This is a genomic window from Geodermatophilus sp. DSM 45219 (assembly GCF_900104025.1).
Lineage (GTDB): Bacteria > Actinomycetota > Actinomycetes > Mycobacteriales > Geodermatophilaceae > Geodermatophilus.
Window position 1 is genome coordinate 334,544 of record NZ_FNIQ01000001.1, and the last position, 18,635, is coordinate 353,178.

Below are 18,635 nucleotides of genomic sequence, written 5' to 3' on the forward strand. Positions count from 1 at the left end.
CGGGTGGCGTGACGGCTGCGGAGGACGGGGAGGTGGGCGTGTCCGGACACGGCACCGGGGGCGGCACGGTCGTCGCCGTGCTGACCTACCGGCGCACGCAGCTGCTGCCACCGCTGCTGGCCGAGCTGGTGGCCCAGGCCGCGACCGTGGCTCCCCGTGCGGAGGTGCTCGTCGTGGACAACGACCCCGACGGCAGCGCGGCCGGCGTCGTGCTCCGCTGGGCCGGGCACGGCGTCCGGTACGCGCACGAGCCCCGGCCGGGCATCTCCGCGGCCCGCAACCGCGCGCTGGCCGAGGCCTCCGGGGCCGACGTCCTGGTCTTCATCGACGACGACGAGCTGCCCTCCGCCGGGTGGCTCGCGCAGCTGGTCGGCAGCTGGCGCACCTGGGGCTGCGCCGCCGTCGCGGGTCCGGTCTCGGCGCGGCTGCTGGCCCCGGCGAGCGCCTGGGTGGCCGGCACGGGCGTCTTCGACCGGCGCCGGGAGGTCACCGGCGCGCTGCTGGGCGGGGCAGGCGCGGGGAACCTGCTGCTCGACGTCCGCCAGGTCCGCGAGCTCGGGCTGACCTTCGACGAGCGGCTGGGGCTCACCGGCGGCGAGGACACCCTGTTCACCCACCAGCTGGTGCACCGGGGCGGCGAGCTGCGCTGGTGCGACGAGGCGGAGGCCGTCGAGTCCGTGCCGGCCGACCGGGTCACGCGCGCGTGGGTGCTGCGGCGCTGCTTCCGCTCGGCCGGCTCCTGGAGCCGCGCGGAGGTGTCCCTGGCCGCCGGGGCTGCCGGCCGACTGCGCACGCGCGCCGGGATCCTCGCCAAGGCGGCGGTGCGCGTGGCGCTCGCGGCCGGGGCGCTCGCCGTCGCCGTAGCCCGCCGGGACGCCGCCGCGCGCGGTGCGGCGGTGGGCACGCTGGCCGCCTACGCCGGCCTGGTCGTCGGCGCCGTCGGCTTCGTCCCCGGCGAGTACGCCCGCGTCGCCACGGGAACCCCGGTCGAGCAGCGGTCCCGTGTCAGCGGTCGCTGACCCGCCCGCGCGGACCGACCTGGGCCGGGTCGCAGCGCGCGGGGCGGGCGTCACGCTGGCCGGCCAGGGGGCGCGGATCCTGCTGCAGCTGGCCTCGGTCGCCGTCCTCGCCCGGCTGCTGGGTCCCGCGGACTACGGCCTGCTCGCGGTGGGCCTGGTGGTCGTGGGCATCGGCGAGGTCTTCCGCGACCTGGGCCTGTCGACCGCGGCCATCCGCACCCCGGACCTGACCACCCGGCAACGGGACGGCCTGTTCTGGCTCAACGTCGCAGCGGGGACGGCGCTGGCCGCGGTGGCGCTGCTGGCCTCCGGGTCGGTGGCGGCGGCCTTCGGGGAGCCGGAGCTCGCCGACATCGTCCGCTGGCTGTCGTCGACCTTCCTGCTCAACGGGCTGGCCGCCCAGTACCGCGCCGGCCTGATCCGTGAGCTGCGTTTCGGGGCCGTGGCCGGCGTCGACCTGGGCGCCCAGCTGGTCGCCTTCGGCGTGGCGGTCACCGCAGCCGTGGCCGGCGCCGGGTACTGGGCGCTGGTCGCCCAGCAGCTCACCCAGGGTGCCGTGGCACTCGTGCTCGTGGTCGCCCTCGGGCGCTGGGTGCCGGGGCGGCCGCGGCGGGGTGTGGGCCTGTGGCCGCTGGTGCGCTTCGGCAGCGGCCTCACCGGCACCCAGCTGGTGTACTACGTCGGCAACAACCTGGACAACCTGGTGCTGGGCCTCACCGCCGGCCCAGCCGCCCTGGGCATCTACAACCGGGGTTTCCAGTTGCTGATGACCCCGCTCAACCAGCTGCGCTCACCGGCGACGACGGTCGCCGTCCCCGTGCTGTCCCGGCTCCAGGACGACCTCGAGCGGTCCGGCGAGTACCTGCGGCGCAGCCAGCTGGCACTCGGGTTCTCCCTGGTGGCCGGGATGGCGCTGGCCGCCGGTGCGGCCGGCCCCCTCGTCGACCTGCTGCTGGGCGACCGCTGGGCACAGGTGGCCCCCGTGCTGGCGCTGCTCGCCGTGGCCGGCAGCGCCCAGACGCTCTCCTTCGTGGGCCTGTGGGTCTACCTGTCCCGCGGGCTGTCCGGTGCGCTCTTCCGGTACACGGTGGTCACGCTGGTGCTCAGCGCCGCCTGCATCGGCGCCGGCAGCCTGTTCGGCGTCGTCGGGGTGGCCGCCGGCTACGCGACCGCGGCGCTGCTCGAGTGGCCGCTGTCGCTGTGGTGGCTCTCGCGGGTCACGGTGCTGCCGGTCCGCGACCTGTACCTGGGTGCCCTACGGGTCACGGCGTGCGCGGTCACCGCGGGGTCGGCCTGCCTGGCCGCCACCCAGCTGACCGCCGGCTGGCCCTCGGCCGGCCGGCTCGCCGCCGGGCTCCTCGCGGGGCTGGCGGCCTACGGCCTGGCCGCGCTGGTGCCGGTGGTCCGGCGGGATCTGGCCGGCGTCGTGGCCTGGGGCCGGCAGATGGTGGCGCGCCGGGGCTGACCGGCACCGGACACGATCGTGCCCCCGGCCCTCGCGGGGCCGGGGGCAGGATCGTCCTCCGTGGTGGGCCGGCTCAGCCGGGGAACCAGGTCTCCCGGACCAGGTCACCGGACACCAGCGCCTGCTCCAGCGAGCGTGCGACCAGGCCCCGCTCGGCGTAGCCCTCGAGCACCCCGGTGATCAGCTCGCCGCGGTCCAGCTGCGGTGGGGGCCCGTCGCAGGCGCCGTCCGCCGGTCCGGCGAAGCCGTCGTGGGCCAGGACGATCGCTCCCGGCCGAACGCCCTGCTGGGCCTTGGCGAGGCGCTCGGCGGGCGGGACGTCCCGCCAGTCCCAGGTGGTGGGCCCCCACAGCACCGGGACCAGACCGGCGCCGGTCACCGCGCGCCAGTTGGCGAACGTCTGCCGGCCGTACGGCGGGCGGAACCAGCGCACCGGCCGCCCCGTCGCGTCCTCCAGCTCGGCCTTCCCCGCGCGCACCAGCCGGGCCACCTCGTCCGGGGGCAGCGTGGGCAGCGCCCGGTGGTCGACGCCGTGGAGCGCCACCTCGTGCCCGGCGGCGACGACCTCGTCGAGGAGGCCGGGGTACCTGCGCACCCGGGTGAGCAGCACGAAGAACGTCGCCCCGGCGCCCGCATCGGCCAGCGCCGACAGCACCCGGTCGGTGCCACCGGGCTCGGGACCGTCGTCGAAGGTCAGGACGACGTCGGACGCACCGGTGCGCAGCTCCACCGCCGAGCCCAGCACCGTCCCGGCACCCCGCCGGACCCTGCGCCGGGCCCCCTCGACCACGCTCCGGGCGGTCGTCGCGGCACTCATCGGGCTCCTCCCCACGCCAGTCGCCACCGGCGGCCGTCCCGCGCGTACTCGTGGAAGGCCACGCCGCAGCCCCCCGCGACCATGCCGGCGCCCCGGCAGGCCACGCGCAGGCCCCGAGCCCGGTGCCGGTCGGAACCCACCAGCTCGCCCAGTGCGCAGCGACCCGCGCCGACGGCGACGCGGAGGAGGCCCCCGGCCACGCCGCGGGCGCGCACGGACGTCCGGGCCCACCGGGACCCGGCCAGCCGCAGCTCGACGAGGACGGTGGTGTTCCCCTGGCTGCACATCCGGGTGACGATCCAGGACCGGGTCATCCGGTCCGGGGGGACGGCGTCGACGGCGACGGACTCGTCGCACCAGACCATGCGGCCGCCGGCCCGTGCCAGCACGTGGCTGAACAGCGTGTCCTCGCCCCCACCGAGCCCGAGCTCGGCGGAGAAGCGGACGCCGGCCCGCCGGAGCTGCTCGAGGTCCAGCAGGAGGCTGCCGGTCGCGACGACGTCGACCGGCGTACCGCTCGGCATGCTGGGGCGGCGCCAGAAGTCCCCCGCCCGCAGCCACGGGTCCAGCTCACCGGCGAACTCGGCGACGATGCGACCGGCGACCGCCGTGGCACCGGTGGCCTCCCAGGTGCCGACCAGGGAGGCCAGCCAGGCGGGCATCGGCCGCTCGTCGTCGTCGATGAACACGAGCAGGCGGCTGTCGCCGGCCTCGTCGATCGCGCGGTTGCGGACGGCGGCGATCCCCGGCGTCGGCTCGCCGACGTACCGCAGCTCGGGCGCGGCCAGCTCCGCCACGACCGCCGCGCCGCTGCCCCCGGGGTCGTTGTCCACCACGAGGACGTCCGCGAGGTACCGGCCACCGACCGCCCGGGCCTGGTCGAGCAGCAGGGGCAGCGCCGTGCGCAGGCCGTCGGGGCGCCGGTAGGTCGGCACGGCGATCGTGACGCGGACGGTGCCGGTGACCGCCGGCCCCGCGGTGGCCGCGCTCACCGCGCCACCGTCCCGGTCGCCTGCGCGGCCTCGAGGAGACCGGCGGCGAAGCGGTGCACGGCGTGCCGCTCCCGCGCGCGGGCTGCGTCGTCCAGCGCGGCGGACCGCGCGCCCGGCCAGTCGGCGACCAGCCCCGCGACCGCGTCGGCCCAGCGCTCCGGCCGTCCCGGCTCGGCCACGCGGGCGGCCGCGAACCCGTCGACGGCCTCCCGCAGCCCCGGCAGGTCGCTGACGACGACCGGCCGGGCGGCGAGCACCGCCTCCACCGCGGCGTTGCCGAAGGACTCGTCGAGCGTGGAGGGGACGAGCACCACGTCGGCCCCGCGGAGCAGCGGCCAGACGTCGTCCCGGAAGCCCAGGAGCTCGACGCGGTCGGCCAGCCCCGACGCGGTCACCTCCGCCCACAGCTCGTCGGCGAACCACTCGTAGCCCTCGAACACCGAGCCGGCGACCGTGAGCCGGGCGTCGACACCCCGGTCGAGCAGCACGCGCAGGGCGCGGATCGCGACGTCCGGGCCCTTCCGCGGTGACAGCCGGCCCACGAACAGCAGGCGGACCGGGCTGTCGAGGCGCTCCCGGGCGGGGACGGCGTCCACCGGGGCGGGCACGGGGTTGGCCACCACGGCCGTCCGGCCCGCCAGGGCCGGGACCAGCCCGATGAGGACCTCGGCGGTGAACCGGCTGTTCGCCACGACGACGTCGGCCGCCAGGAGGGTGCGCAGCAGCAGCCGCTGGAGGACCGCGGGCCCCGGCCACTCGGCCTCGTGCACGTGGCACACGACGCGGCGGCGGGCCAGGCGGGCGAGCAGCAGCCAGGACGGCAGCACGGTGGTGTTCACGTGCACGGCCGGTGCAGTCCGCAGCAGCGCCAGCGCCGAGGGCAGACCCAGCAGCGCGTCGGCGAGCAGGCGGACCGAGCCGGCCGGCCGCAGCACGGCCTTGCGCAGCACCGGCATGCGGCGGACGACGACCCGGGCGCCGCGGCCCTCCAGCTCGGCGACCAGGGGGCCGTGCCCGGGCAGCGCCACCGTCACCTCGGAGTCGCGCAGCAGCGCGCCGACCGACTCGAGCAGCACCCGGTCCGAGCCGTACAGCTCGGCGCCGGGGTGGACCACCAGCACCCGGGGACGCGCGAGGGGCCGCCGCGGGCCGAGCACCAGCGCGGGCAGCACCCGGACCAGGCCCTCGAGCGCGCCCCGCGCCACCGCCCAGAGCACCGACGGCGTCTGCAGCAGCTGCCGCCGGCCGCCGCGCAGCAGGATCTCCCAGCTGACCGCGGGGGTGGCCCGGACCCAGCGCAGCAGCGCCCGGCGGTCGAGGTGGCGCGCGGCGAAGGCCAGCCGGTTGCGGCAGTTCCAGCGGTAGTAGAGGGCGGACTTGGCGCTGCCCCGGCGCCCCTCCCCGTGGGTGCCGCCCTCGTCGTGCACGGCCACCAGGTCCTCGCGCAGGACCACCGTGGCGCCGGCCGCGACCGCTCGGTAGCCGAGGTCGACGTCCTCCCAGTAGAGGAAGTAGCCCTCGTCGTACCCGCCGATCCGGGTGAAGAGCTCGTCGTGCACGACCACGCAGGCGCCGCACAGCCAGTCGCCGGGGTCGTCGGTGCGCGGTCCGTCGGCGCTCGGGCGGCGCCGCACCCGGCCGTCGCGCAGGTCGGTGCGCGCCGCGAGGAAGACGACCTCGCCGTCGGAGGAGAGCAGCCGCGGGCTGATGACCGACAGCGGCTCGTGCAGGCTCTGCGCCCGCAGCTCGGCGACGACGGCCGGCGTGATCACCGCGTCGGGGTTGAGGAAGAGGAAGGTGCGGCACCCCAGCTCGCGGGCGACCGCGACACCGGCGTTGCAGGCCGCGCCGAAGCCGCGGTTGTCGGGCATGCCGACGACGTGCCAGCCGGAGGCGGCGCCGAGCTCCTCGACGGCGCGCCGGTTGGCCTGCGAGGAGAAGTTGTCGACGACGACGACGCGCACGTCGGGACCGGGGAGGCCGGCCGGGGCCAGGTTGCGCCGGAGCAGTTCCGCGCTGCCGTACGAGACGACGACCACGCCGAGCGGCGCGTCGTCCCCCGGCGGGGTGGCCGGCGGTCCGAACGGCGCGAGGACGGTCGCCGTCACCGGTGCCGTCCCCGTCCGGGCGTGCGCGTCCCGCCTCGTCCGCCGCGTCCCACAGCAGGCCGTCCCTTCCCCCGTCCGGGCGGTGGCTCGGGACCGCCGCACCCGGTCCGCCCATCCTCCGGGCCCCGGTGCGGGGCGTCTTCCCTCCACGGGGTGACCCGGCCCCGCAGCGCCCCGGACGCCGACGAGCGGACCGGCCCGCAGGCCGGTCCGCTCGTCGCTGCTCCCCCAGGGGGCCGGTGGGGATCCCCACCGGCCCCCTCGGGGTCACGGCTTCGTGCCGGCCGCCCCGACCCACACGTCGTCCACGCGCAGCGTCTGGGCGCTGGTCGCGTTCGCCGAGTGGTAGAGGTCGATCCGCACCGTGCCGGCCTGCTGCAGCGCCGCCGTGGCGTCGGTGGCGCTGACCTGCCAGTCCCCCGGCTCGGCGGACCCGGCAGCCCACACCTTGGCCCGCAGGGTCGTGGTGCCGGCGCCCTGCGTCTCGAACCGCACGGCGAGGACCGTGCCCGGGGCGTAGGTGCCCGCGAGGCGGTACGAGCCCAGGGCGGTCTCCGTCCCGTTGACCGTCCGCAAGAGCGTCGCGGTCACCGAGCCGGTGGCGCTGAACCGCAGCTGGGCGCCGTACCGGGTCGAGCTCCCGACGTTGCGGCCCACCAGCGACACGTAGCTGCCGCCGCCGGTGGGCGCCCGCTCCAGCAGCACGCCCGCCTGGATCGCCACGTCCTGCACCGAGACCGGCAGCCCGGCGTTCGTGCCGGCCCCTGCCGCGGCGGTCAGCCGCCCGGACCCGTCGGCCACCGTGGCGTTCGCCGCGGTCCCGCCGACTGCCCAGATCCCGCCGCGGTCGGCGGTCCCCCACCCGCCGGCGACCGCACGCCCGAAGGCGTCCCGGGCCAGGGCGGTGTCCACCGGCTGTTCCGGGGCCGGCGGCGCGGTGACGGTCACCGAGCGGGTCACCGTGCCGGTCGCCCCGGCGGCGTCGGTCACCGTCAGCTTCACCGGGTAGGTCCCGGCCGCCGCGTAGGTGTGCGACGCCCTCGCGCCCGTCGCGGTCGACCCGTTGCCGAAGTCCCACGCGTAGGAGGCCACCGGGCCCTCCGCGTCAGCGGAGGACGAGCCGTCCACCGACACCGCCAGGCCGCTCACCGAGGAGGTGAACGCCGCCGTCGGCGCGGTGTTCGCCGGCAGCTCCGGCGCCGTGGGCGCGGTGACGGTCACCGAGCGGGTCACCGTGGCGGTCGCCCCGGCGGCGTCGGTCACCGTCAGCCTCACCGGATAGGTCCCGGCCGCCGCGTAGGTGTGCGACGCCCTCGCCCCGGTGCCGGTGGAGCCGTTGCCGAAGTCCCACGCGTAGGAGGCCACCGGCCCCTCGGCGTCGGTGGAGGACGAGCCGTCCACCGACACCGCCAGGCCGCTCACCGAGGAGGTGAACGCCGCCGTCGGCGCCGCGTTCGCCGGCGGCGGGGTGGCGCCGGGCTGGACGACCTGCAGGTCGTCCAGCCGCACGGTCTGCGCGGCCGTCGCGGTGGAGGACTGGAACAGGTCGAGGCGCACGGCCCCGGCCTGCTGCAGCGCCGCCGTGGCGTCGGTCGCGGTGACCTGCCAGCCGGTGGGCTCGGTGGTCCCGGCGGCCCAGACCTTGGCCCGCAGGGTGGTGGGGCCGGCACCCTCGGCCGCGAAGCGGACCTTGAGCGCGCTGCCCGGCGTGTAGTTGCTGGGCATCCGGTAGGAGCCGAGGACGGTCTCCGTGCCGCCGGCCACCTTGGTCAGGCTCGCCGTCACCGACCCGGTGGCGCTGAACCGCAACTGGGTCGTGTACCGGTCCGAGCCGACGATGCGGCCCACCAGCGACACGTAGCTGCCGCCACCGGTGGGCGCCCGCTCGACGACCACGTCGGACCGCACGTCCACGTCCCGGACCGAGACCGGCAGCGTCGCCGCGCTCGTCCCGCCCGCGGCCGCGCTGATCCGCCCGGACCCGCCGGTGACCGTGGCGTTCGCCGAGGCCCCGGTCACCGTCCAGGTCCCACCGAGGTCGGCGGTCCCCCAGGCACCGGTGACCTCGCGCCCGAAGGTGTCGGTGGCCACCGCACCGACGGCCGGCGGCGCGGGCGGCGCGGTGACGGTCACCGAGCGGGTCACCGTGCCGGTCGCCCCGGCGGCGTCGGTCACCGTCAGCCTCACCGGATAGGTCCCGGCCGCCGCGTAGGTGTGCGACGCCCTCGCCCCGGTGCCGGTGGAGCCGTTGCCGAAGTCCCACGCGTAGGAGGCCACCGGCCCCTCGGCGTCGGCGGAGGACGAGCCGTCCACCGACACCGCCAGGCCGCTCACCGAGGAGGTGAACGCCGCCGTCGGCGCCGTGTTCGACGGTCCACCGCTGGTGGCCGCCAGGTGGTGCTCGGTGATCTGGGCGGTCGAGAGCGCCCTCGGGTAGACGGCGACCTCGTCGATCTGGCCGCCGAACCAGTCGAGCCCGGTGGCCCAGCTGGTGTCGCCACCGATGCGCCAGTACCCGTCCTTCGACTCGGCGGACACCACGGCCGGGTTCGTGCCGACCAGCTGCCCGTCGACGTGGAACTGCATCCCGGCGGGGCTGAGCGATCCGACGACGTGGTGCCACCGGCCGTCGTTCAGCGCAGCCGTGGTGCTCAGGATCCGCATGCCACCGCTGTAGACACCGAAGTGCAGCCGGCCCTGGGCGTCCATGTAGACGTGCCGGTCGTAGTTGGGGCTCAGCCCCGTCCGCGCGTTGCCCCAGCCGACGATCTTGCCGCCCCGGGTGGTGGTCGTCTGGAACCACGCCTCCACCGAGAAGTTCTGCGGGGCCGGTGCGGCGGGCGCGGTCGCCGACAGCGAGCCGGACGACGTCCCGTTGAACCGGAAGGCGGTGTCGCGGTCGCCGGTGACGGCGCCGGTGGCGCCGCGGGTGACGCCGGTGCCGATGCCCATGTCGGCCGCACCGGAGTGGTCGAAGGCCGTCGGGCCCGTCGACTCCCCGAGCGTCCAGTGGTCCACGGCACCGTGCGCCGCGACCAGGCGCTCGTAGGCGCGGGTGGCCGTGCCGCTGCTGGCGACCGGCACGGTGACCGTCGTCCAGGCGGAGTCCACGCGGTTACCGGCGGCGTCGCTCACCGAGACCAGGTAGCGGTGCGACCCGGCGGTGGCACCGGTGTCGGTGCAGGCCTGGGTCGGCAGCTGCCACCAGCGCGAGGGCGCGGTCACGACGCAGGCCGGGGCCCCGGTGGTGGAGTCACGGTGGACGCGGTAGGTGAGGTGCTCGTTGTCCTTGTCCCACGCCGCCGGGAACGACAGCCGCATGCCGCCCTGGACGGCGGTGGCGGTGGGGCCGGAGGAGCCGGCCCGCACCGGGCCGACCGCGTTCGGCGCGAGGCGGGGGACGGCGAAGCGCACCAGCCCCTGCTGCGGCCGGCCGTTCACCGACGGGAACTCGCCGCCGTAGACCACGTAGTCCTGGTTGCCGGTGACCGTCCAGCCCGCCTGGTACTGACCGGTGAAGGTCCCCGCGACGAAGGTCGGGTGCCACGCCAGGTGGTTCGGCGCGGGCTGGCCGGCCATCACGCCGCGGCCGCCGGTGTCGATGTTCGCGTTCACCGTGTACGGCGCCGAGCTGAAGGCGTTCGCGTGCCAGTAGCTGGCCGGGCTGGTCTCCGGGAAGCTCCCGATGTTGCGGCAGTTGTGCGCGTGCGACGCGGTGTAGACGGCGCCGTTCACCGGGAACGCGGAGTAGGTGTCACCGCGGCAGTCGGCGAACCAGCGCACCGCACCGCCGTTCGCCCTCGCCGCGAAGGTGCCCTCGAGTGAGCCGGGGCCGTAGAAGTCGTAGGCCGTGCCGTAGACGTCGGCGCCGTCGGTGCTCAGGCTCCAGACGGCGGAGTGGGCACCCTGGTTGGTGATGTACCGGTTGGCCGCGAACGGCCGGGTGGCACCGCTGGTCGCGTCGAGCGCGCCGACCCCGGTCGCCTTGGTGCCGTTGAGGGTGTCGAACCGGCCGGCGACGACGACCTGGTCGTCCCCCGCGAGCACCATGGCCAGCACCGAGTTGCTGGTGCGGGCGTTGGCGGCCGGGTCGTTGGGCACCCAGTTGCCCGCCGTGGACCCCGTGCCCGGCTGGGGGGCCCAGGGCAGCAGCTCGCCGGTGGCCGCGGAGACGGCGGCGAGACGCGACCGCGCGCTCGAGCCGACGGCGCTGAACTCCCCGCCGAGGTATACGGTGCCGTTCGTGGCGGCGATCGCCCGGACGGTGCTGTTCGCCGCCGGGCGGAAGGTGCTCACCAGCTGGCCGGTGGCGGTGTCGTAGGCGGCGACGCCACTGCGCGGCTGCCCGTTGGCGACGGTGAAGTCCCCGCCGACGTAGAGGCGCGAGCCGTCCGGCGACACGGACAGGGCCAGCGCCTGCGCGTTCAGGTCCGGGGCGAAGGAGCTGATCAGCTCGCCGGTCCGGATGTCGTAGGCGAGCAGGTTGTTGCGCACCGTCTCCTGCGTGCCCGGGGCGGCGCCGGCCGGCCGCACGCGGCCGAAGCGGCCGGCCACGTACACGGTGGTGCCGCTGACGACCTGCGCCCAGGCGACGCCGTCGATCTGTGCCGTGGGCAGCGCGTCGGCGGACACCGTCGGCGGCGTGGTGGGCGCCGCGGGGTCCAGCGGCGCGGTGTCGGCCAGGGCGGCCGTGGGGAGGACGGAGCCCATCCCCACCGCGAGGGCCACCAGCCCGGTCAGCAGCGACTTGGACCAAGCCGCCGAGAGTGCAGTCATCTGAAGCGTTCCCCCGCTCGTACGCACGTCACGCTGCCGGCAGCGCCGACCAGCGGGTGGACACTAAGCGTGACGATCGAGGCCCCGTATCCCCTGATCCAGTGACACTGCGCAATCAAGCGACGGTCACGGACCGTGTGCACCCGTCCGGGGGGGCGGGCACGACGGACGGCAGGGCCCGACCGAGGTCGGGCCCTGCCGTCCGGGTGGAGCGCGGGGAGGGGTCAGCCGGCCGGGCCGGCGAAGACGAGGAAGGGTGCGCCGACGCGGTACCCGACCGACACGGTGACCAGGTCGCGGACGTCCTCGGCGATGGAGAAGACGTAGACGCCCTCGACCGTCTCGCCCGGTGCGGCGGTGCCGGTGAGCGGAGCCGCCGACGGGTCACCCAGCGGTGGGGCGGGCGTGAGCTCCGCGCCCGAGGTCAGGCGCACCACCACGTCGTCGAGGTCCACGGCTCCGCGGGACCCGTTCTCGAGCCGGACGGTGACCCGCAACGCCGGTCCGCCGACGTCGCCGGGTGCGAGCGCCGTCCCGTCGACCGCCTCCAGCCGCTCGACCGTCACCCTGGTCCCGTCGGCTGCCTCGGCGGTCCCGTCGAGGGCCACCGGGGCCAGGCTGGGCGGCAGCTGGTCCGCGGCCACGGGTCCCTCGGCCGACGGCGTCCCGGAGGGCGGCGCCGCACCGGTGGGTGCCGGCGGCGCGGGGGCGGGCGTGCCCGGCGGGGCGTCGGTGGTGACGGTGGTGGTGGCGGGTGCGGCGGCGGCGGACGGTTCGCCGTCGCCGGACACCGACCACACGACCGACACCGCCGCGAGCGCCAGGGTCACCACGGCCGCGCCGACCGCGAGGCGTCGTCGACCGGTCCGCCCGCGCGCCTGCGCGCCGTCGTCCATCGGGGTGCTCATCGAGGCAACCTGCCCATCTCTCGGAACCACTTCACCGACCCGAGGGCCAGGTGTGCCGCCGTCGCCAGGAAGAGCAGGGCGTAGGCGGTCAGGAACGCGGCCGGTGCGCCCCACAGCAGGAACGACAGGGCCAGGACGCCGTAGTCGGTGGGCAGGGACACCAGCGACCGGCGCACGCCGGCCCTCGCGGCCGACGGCTGGGCGCGGGTGGCGGCACCGTGCCGCGCGCGCAGCGCCTCGTTGAGCATCATCGCGAAGAACAGCGCGCCGTCGGCGACGCAGTAGCCGAGCGGGATCAGCAGCAGCTCGGTGTCGACGGCCCCGGCCCGGTACAGCGCGACGAGCACGGCGAGGTGCAGGGTCAGCAGCTTGGCGGCGTCGACCATGTGGTCGAGCCACTCCCCCGCCGGCGACCCGCCGCCGCGCAGCCGGGCGAGCTGGCCGTCGGCGGCGTCGAGCGCGTAGCCCAGCACCAGGCAGGCGGCGACGGCCAGCCCCACCCCGACCGAGGGGGGCGCCAGCACCAGCAGCGCGATGCCGGTGGCCGTGGTGGCGGCGCTGACCCCGGTGACGGCGTTGGGCGTCAGACCCGCGCGGAAGGCCAGCGCGGCGAGGAGCCGGCCCAGCGGCCGGTTGACGAAGCGGGAGTAGGCCGGGGCGCCGGTCGCGCCCTTCTGCGCGGCGGCCAGCCGGCCCAGCGTCGTCCGCAGGGCCTCGGGGGGACGGGCCCCGACGAGGGCGCTCACGGCCGGGCCACCGGGACGTCCTCGACCGCCGGGGCGGCGGCCGGGGCGGGCAGCAGGACGGCACCCGGCGGCGCCGGGACCGGCTGCGGCCGGGCCACCAGCAGGTCGGCCGCGGTCGGCCCGCGCCGCCCCGAGGGACGGCGGGCCGGGAACCGGCGCTCGGCCAGCGTGCGGGCGAGCTCCGCGTAGCCGGCGGCGACCCGGTCCCAGTCGTAGCCGCCGGCCAGCTCCTGGGCGCGCTGCCCGGAGCGGGCCACCCGGTCGGGCTCGGCCTCGACGGCCTCGACCTCGCGGGCCACGTCGGCCGGGGTGCGGAAGTACCGGCCGGCATCGGCGACGACCTCGCGGTTGAAGTCGACGTCGAAGGCGGTGACGGCCGCGCCTGCACCGATCGCGCGCAGCAGCGAGGGGTTGGTGCCCCCAACGGAGTGGCCGTGCAGGTAGGTGGCGCAGTTCGCGTACAGCTGGTCGAGCAGCTCCTGGTCCCAGACACCGCCGAGGAACCGGACCCGGTCGTCGGCCAGCGCGTGCACGCGGGCGGTGTACTCGTCGGCGTAGGGCGCCGAGCCGACGACGACCAGCGGCCTGGTGGCGGCGCTGGCGGCGTACCCCTCGACGACCAGGTCGACGTGGTTCTCCGGCTCGAACCGGGCCACCACGAGGTGGTAGCCGCGTGGTTCCAGCCCGAGCTCGGCCAGCCGGTGCGACCCGGGCTCGATCCGCGGCGCCCCGTAGGTCAGCAGCGTGGTCGGCGCCGCGAAGGCGTCGCGGTAGTAGTCGGCGATGCCCTGCGCGTCAGCGATGAGGACGTCGGACCAGCGGACGGCGAGCGCCTCGGCGGCGCGGTAGTACCGCCGTCCCGCACCGCCCCACTTGGCGCGCTTCCACTCCAGCCCGTCCACGTGCGTGGCGACCGGGATGCCGGCGGCGCGCAGCGCGGGCAGCAGCGGGGCGTTGGCCGCGTTGAACAGGATCGCCGCGTCGGTGCGGTGCGCCAGCAGGTGGCGGACCGACAGGGCGGTGTGGCTGAGGGTCTCCAGTGAGCGCCGACGGGCGGCCGGGAGGTGCACCAGCTCCATGCCCAGGTGCGTGGCCGGCGGCTGCTCGGGTGACCCGGGGACGGTGCGGCAGTAGACGACGACCCGGTGCCCGGCGTCGGCCAGCCGGCGCCCGATCTCCTCGACCGCCGTCTCGAAGCCGCCGTACCGGGCGGGCACGCCCCGCGTGCCGACCATGGCGATGCTCACGCGGTCCACCTGGGCCTCCGTCGTCCGTCCGTGCAGCTCGGACGACGGCCCCGTGCGCTGCACGGTCCCCCTCGCCCTCGGTGAGCATCGACGGAGGACGGAGCCCGCGGCAGTCCTCCCGCGGGTCCTCTCACCCGCACGGGGCACGCGCCGTCAGTAGGCCCCGGCGCTGCTGACGACGGCGCGGACGGTCTTGACGAGGATGAGCAGGTCCATGGCCAGCGACCAGTTCTCCACGTAGCGCAGGTCCAGGCGGACGGCCTCCTCCCACGGCAGGTCCGACCGGCCGGAGATCTGCCACAGGCCGGTCAGCCCGGGCTTGACCAGCAGCCGGCGGCTGACCGAGGTGTCGTACCGGGCGACCTCGCCGGGCAGCGGCGGGCGCGGGCCGACCAGCGACATGGCGCCGCCGAGCACGTTGAGCAGCTGCGGCAGCTCGTCCAGCGACAGCCGGCGCAGCACCTGGCCGACCGGCGTCACCCGCGGGTCGACCCGCATCTTGAACAGCAGGCCGTCGGAGGTGTTGAGCGCCTGCAGCCCGTCGACCTGCCGGTCGGCGTCGACCACCATGCTGCGGAACTTCAGCATCGTGAAGCAGCGCCCGTTCACGCCCACCCGCTCCTGCCGGTAGAGCACGGGCCCGGGGCTGGTGACCTTGACGGCGACGGCGATCGCGAGCAGCGCCGGCGCGAGCAGGACCAGCGCCACGGCGGCGACGGCGCGGTCCAGGCCGCCCTTGACCACGCGCTGCCAGCCCTCGAAGCGCGGCTGCTCCACCGACAGCAGCGGCAGCCCCTCGAACGGGCGGATGTGCAGCCGCGGGCCGGCGACCTCGATCAGGCCGGGGGCGACCAGCAGCTCGATGCCGGTGCCCTCCAGCTGCCACGACAGCGCACGCAGGTACTGGGCCGCGGTCTCGCTGGCGGAGGTGACGGCGATGGTGTCGGCGCCGAGCCGGGCGGCCAGCGCCGGGACGTCGTCCAGCCCGCCGACCGGGACGCCGGCGGCCCGGGCCACCCGGTCGCGGTCGTCGGGCGTCACGCAGGCCGCGACGACCTCCAGGCCGGCGAACTGCTGGCGGCGCAGCCGGTCGACCAGCTCCAGGACGGCGGTCCCCCGGCCGACCACGACGACCCGCTTGGTGCAGCGCCCCTGCGCGCGCAGGCCGCGGAGCGTGCAGCGGGCGGTGAACCGCCCGAGCAGGGTGCCGAGGGTCAGCGCGGGGACGGCGCCGACGACCAGGGCGCGGCTGAGGTCGAGGTCGGCGGCGTACGAGGCGAAGCCGGCGACGGCGAGCAGCAGGAAGCCGGCCCTGCCGACGGCGCGGTACTCGTCGCTCCCGCTGCCGAACACCCGCTCGGCGTGCGCGTCGGAGGCGTGCAGCAGCACCGGCCACGCGACGACGAGGCCGACGCTGGCCCAGAACAGCGAGGTGGTCGGCGTGGCGCCCGGGTGGGTGACCAGCACCGCGGCCCCGGCGGCCGCCGCGGCCAGGACCTCGAAGACGGTGAGGACCAGGGAGTACCGCCGGACCCAGGCCGCGGCGCCGGGCCGCATCCGGGCGCGGCGACCGGTGCCCGGAGCGGCGGCGGTCGTCGTGGGTGCGGGTTGCGCCGTCCCGAGACGGACGGTCGAGTGATCGAGCAGCACGGTTCCCCCCGGACACGTGTGACAACGTGTAGTCGGGGTCACCCACGCGGGGACTGCTGCGCGTCCGTGACCAGGCGCTCCCCCCGGGCGAAGCGCCCGACCTCGCAAGGACCATCACAGCGAGTCACGACCGGGGTCAACGCGCAGCGGGTGTCTTCACCCGTTGGGGAGGACGACTCACCCACCCGGGGCGGCGCGTCAGGTGCGGGGGTGGACGACGTTCTGGGCGGCCTCGAGCCCCAGTGCCAGGAGCTCCTCGGTGGCGTCGGCCGCCTCGGCGACGAGCAGGTCCAGCTCCTTGCGCTCGGAACCGGAGAAGTCCTTGAGCACGAAGTCGGCGGGGTCCTGGCGACCGGGCGGGCGGCCGATGCCGACCCGCACCCGCAGGTAGTCCTTGGTGCCGGTGGAGCGGGTGACCGACCGCAGGCCGTTGTGGCCACCCTCGCCGCCCCCCCGCTTGAGCCGCACGGTGCCGAAGGGGATGTCCAGCTCGTCGTGCAGCACGACGAGGTCGGTGGCCGGGACGGAGTGGTAGTCCAGCAGGCCGCGGACCGGGCCGCCGGACTCGTTCATGTAGCTGGTCGGCCGGGCCAGCACGACGCGGCGGCCGGCCAGCCGTCCCTCGCCGATCAGCGTCCGGGCCCGCTTCCCCTTGCCGGGGGACAACTTCACGTCGGCGCGGGCGGCCAGCTCGTCGAGCACCACCGCGCCGATGTTGTGCCGGTTGCCGGCGTAGGCGGGACCCGGGTTGCCCAGCCCGACCACCAGGAAGGGGCCCGCGGAGACGACCGCAGGGGCGCCGGCGTCGCCGGCGCCCCTGCGGGACGTGCTGTCCTCACTCAGGGTCTTCAGCCCTTCTCGGCGGACTCCATCGACTCGCCGCTGCCCTGGTCCTGCGGCTCGGAGACGACGTCGCCCTCGCCGACGCCCTCCTCGGCCGGCGCGGACTCCTCGCGCTCGATGCCGGCCTCGGCCTCGGCCTCGGCGAGCTCGGCCTCGAGGGCCTCGGCGGTCGGCGCACCCAGGAAGCCGATGACGAGCGCCTCGGGGTCGGTGACCAGCGTCGCGCCCTGCGGGAGGACGAGGTCGCCGGCGGTGATGCCCTGACCGGCGGTCCGGCCGGTCACGTCGACCTCGATGGTGTCGGGCAGGTTCGTGGCGTCGGCCTCGATCGAGACGGTGTTCAGCTGGTGGTTCGGGATGGCGTCGATGCCCGGCTCGCCCACGACGACGATCGGCACGTCGACGGTGGTCTTCTCGCCACGGCGGACCAGCAGCAGGTCGACGTGCTCGTGGGTGCGGGTCAGCGGGTCGCGCTGCACGGCCTTGGTGAGCGCGAGCTGCTCCTGGCCGTCGAGCACGACGGTGATCAGGGCGTTGGTGCCGCCGTTGCGCAGCGCCGCGGCGAACTCGCGGGCCGGCAGCGACAGGTGCACGACGTCCTGGCCGTGCCCGTACAGGACGGCGGGGACGCGACCGGCCCGGCGGGTGCGGCGGGCGCTGCCCTTGCCGAACTCGGTGCGGGCCTCGGCGACGAGGCGGAAGTCAGCCACTGTGGTGTGCTCCTCAAGAGGTGGATCCGGGTCGGTGGCCGGCACACGGCGCGGCACGCCCGTCGAGGAGGGGCTCTGCCCCCTGAGGAACGTGGCACGTCGATCACGGAGTACGGGGGGCCGTCTCCCTCGCCGGGCAACCCGTACAGCGTACCCGAGCCGGGACGGCACCTGACCGCGGCGGGGACGGGACGCCCGGCTACCAGGCCGGGGACGGCGGGGAGCCGGAGTGGACCGGTCGCGGGGGCCCGGAGAACCTCCCGACCGGGGCACGGGGAGGGCTCAGCCCAGCAGGGGCAAGGCACCTGGCCGCGGTGCGGTCCGGAGGACCGCGGTGTCGCCCGGCAGGGCGACGGTCACGACGCGCCGTCGAAGAGGCTGGTGACCGAGCCGTCCTCGAAGACCTCCTTGATCGCCCGGGCGAGCAGCGGGGCGATGGACAGGACGGTGAGCTTGTCGAACCGGCGCTCCGGCTCGATGGGCAGGGTGTTGGTCACGATGACCTCGCTGACCCGGCTGTTCTTGAGCCGGTCGACCGCCGCCCCGGAGAGGACGCCGTGGGTGGCGCAGACGATGACGTCGGCCGCGCCCGCCTCGAACAGCGTCTCGGCGGCCTTCACGATCGTGCCGCCGGTGTCGATCATGTCGTCGACCAGGATGCAGACCCGGCCCTCGACCTCGCCGACGACGCGGTTGGCGACGACCTCGTTCGGTCGCATCGGGTCGCGGGTCTTGTGGATGAACGCCAGCGGGGCGCCGCCCAGCTTGTCGCTCCACCGCTCGGAGACCCGTACCCGCCCGGCGTCCGGCGAGACCACGGTGATGTCCCGGTCGGCCCAGCGATCGCAGACGTGGCCGACCAGCAGGTCGAGCGCGAAGAGGTGGTCGACCGGGCCGTCGAAGAAGCCCTGGATCTGCGCGGTGTGCAGGTCGACGGTCATCAGCCGGTCGGCGCCGGCGGTCTTGAACAGGTCGGCGACCAGGCGGGCGGAGATCGGCTCGCGGCCGCGGTGCTTCTTGTCCTGCCGGGCGTAGGGGAAGAACGGGGCGACGACGGTGATCCGCTTGGCCGAGGCGCGCTTGGCGGCGTCGACCATGAGCAGCTGCTCCATGAGCCAGGTGTTGATGGGCGCGGTGTGGCTCTGCACGATGAACGCATCGCAGCCGCGGACGGACTCCTCGAACCGCACGAACAGCTCACCGTTGGCGAACTCGTAGGACGCGGTCGGGGTCGGCGTCACGCCCAGGTGCCCGGCGATCTCGTCGGCCAGCTCGGGGTGGGCCCGGCCGGAGAACAGCATCAGGCTCTTGCTGGTGGTCTGCCGGATCGCGCTCATCGGCTCGTCATACCCCT

Annotated in this window: 13 protein-coding genes; 2 read left to right on the top strand and 11 right to left on the bottom strand. The window is 76.1% G+C overall.

Annotation, left to right across the window (positions count from 1 at the left end; all coding sequences use genetic code 11):
* Positions 1-32: 32 nt before the first annotated feature.
* Both BLR12_RS01645 and BLR12_RS01650 read left to right on the top strand, forming a co-directional pair.
* Entirely contained in the window at positions 33-1,019 is a 987-nt protein-coding gene (locus tag BLR12_RS01645) for a glycosyltransferase family 2 protein (protein WP_218120497.1), read from the top strand.
* Entirely contained in the window at positions 1,003-2,484 is a 1,482-nt protein-coding gene (locus BLR12_RS01650; protein WP_091372589.1) for a lipopolysaccharide biosynthesis protein, read from the top strand. Before BLR12_RS01645 ends, BLR12_RS01650 begins: the two co-directional genes overlap by 17 nt.
* A 73-nt stretch (positions 2,485-2,557) precedes the next feature.
* On the opposite strand, the gene BLR12_RS01655 is transcribed toward BLR12_RS01650, so the two are convergent.
* From BLR12_RS01655 to BLR12_RS01705, 11 genes are all read right to left on the bottom strand, one after another.
* Complete coding sequence (locus BLR12_RS01655; protein ID WP_091372593.1) at positions 2,558-3,301, bottom strand: polysaccharide deacetylase family protein; 744 nt, start codon at positions 3,299-3,301, stop codon at positions 2,558-2,560.
* Positions 3,298-4,293 carry a glycosyltransferase family 2 protein gene (locus tag BLR12_RS01660; protein ID WP_091372595.1) on the bottom strand — a complete coding sequence of 332 codons (996 nt, stop codon included), beginning with the start codon at positions 4,291-4,293 and terminating at the stop codon, positions 3,298-3,300. The genes BLR12_RS01655 and BLR12_RS01660 overlap by 4 nt, the downstream gene beginning before the upstream one ends.
* Positions 4,290-6,401 carry a glycosyltransferase gene (locus BLR12_RS01665; protein ID WP_143018668.1) on the bottom strand — a complete coding sequence of 704 codons (2,112 nt, stop codon included), beginning with the start codon at positions 6,399-6,401 and terminating at the stop codon, positions 4,290-4,292. The genes BLR12_RS01660 and BLR12_RS01665 overlap by 4 nt, the downstream gene beginning before the upstream one ends.
* A 267-nt stretch (positions 6,402-6,668) precedes the next feature.
* Positions 6,669-11,177, bottom strand: a complete 4,509-nt coding sequence (locus tag BLR12_RS01670; RefSeq protein WP_091372598.1) for a PKD domain-containing protein — start codon at positions 11,175-11,177, stop codon at positions 6,669-6,671.
* Between the two features lie 224 nt (positions 11,178-11,401).
* Positions 11,402-12,085, bottom strand: a complete 684-nt coding sequence (locus BLR12_RS01675; protein WP_091372601.1) for a hypothetical protein — start codon at positions 12,083-12,085, stop codon at positions 11,402-11,404.
* Positions 12,082-12,831 carry a CDP-alcohol phosphatidyltransferase family protein gene (locus BLR12_RS01680; protein ID WP_091372603.1) on the bottom strand — a complete coding sequence of 250 codons (750 nt, stop codon included), beginning with the start codon at positions 12,829-12,831 and terminating at the stop codon, positions 12,082-12,084. Before BLR12_RS01680 ends, BLR12_RS01675 begins: the two co-directional genes overlap by 4 nt.
* Positions 12,828-14,078 carry a DUF1972 domain-containing protein gene (locus BLR12_RS01685; protein WP_218120498.1) on the bottom strand — a complete coding sequence of 417 codons (1,251 nt, stop codon included), beginning with the start codon at positions 14,076-14,078 and terminating at the stop codon, positions 12,828-12,830. The genes BLR12_RS01680 and BLR12_RS01685 overlap by 4 nt, the downstream gene beginning before the upstream one ends.
* A gap of 153 nt (positions 14,079-14,231) precedes the next feature.
* Positions 14,232-15,728 carry a sugar transferase gene (locus tag BLR12_RS01690; protein ID WP_255363236.1) on the bottom strand — a complete coding sequence of 499 codons (1,497 nt, stop codon included), beginning with the start codon at positions 15,726-15,728 and terminating at the stop codon, positions 14,232-14,234.
* 198 nt (positions 15,729-15,926) lie between these two features.
* A complete protein-coding gene (gene pth, locus BLR12_RS01695) occupies positions 15,927-16,493 on the bottom strand; it encodes an aminoacyl-tRNA hydrolase (protein WP_255363237.1) in 567 nt (188 codons plus the stop codon).
* An 83-nt stretch (positions 16,494-16,576) separates the two neighbouring features.
* A complete protein-coding gene (locus tag BLR12_RS01700) occupies positions 16,577-17,281 on the bottom strand; it encodes a 50S ribosomal protein L25/general stress protein Ctc (protein WP_091372611.1) in 705 nt (234 codons plus the stop codon).
* Between the two features lie 356 nt (positions 17,282-17,637).
* A complete protein-coding gene (locus tag BLR12_RS01705; protein ID WP_091372613.1) occupies positions 17,638-18,618 on the bottom strand; it encodes a ribose-phosphate diphosphokinase in 981 nt (326 codons plus the stop codon).
* Positions 18,619-18,635 lie beyond the last annotated feature (17 nt).

What these genes read in the sequence shown, in the direction of transcription:
- BLR12_RS01655 (WP_091372593.1), bottom strand. Translation starts at nt 3,301, where the DNA reads ATGAGTGCCGCGACGACCGCCCGGAGCGTGGTCGAGGGGGCCCGGCGC.
- BLR12_RS01670 (WP_091372598.1), bottom strand. Translation starts at nt 11,177, where the DNA reads ATGACTGCACTCTCGGCGGCTTGGTCCAAGTCGCTGCTGACCGGGCTG.
- BLR12_RS01675 (WP_091372601.1), bottom strand. Translation starts at nt 12,085, where the DNA reads ATGAGCACCCCGATGGACGACGGCGCGCAGGCGCGCGGGCGGACCGGT.
- BLR12_RS01705 (WP_091372613.1), bottom strand. Translation starts at nt 18,618, where the DNA reads ATGAGCGCGATCCGGCAGACCACCAGCAAGAGCCTGATGCTGTTCTCC.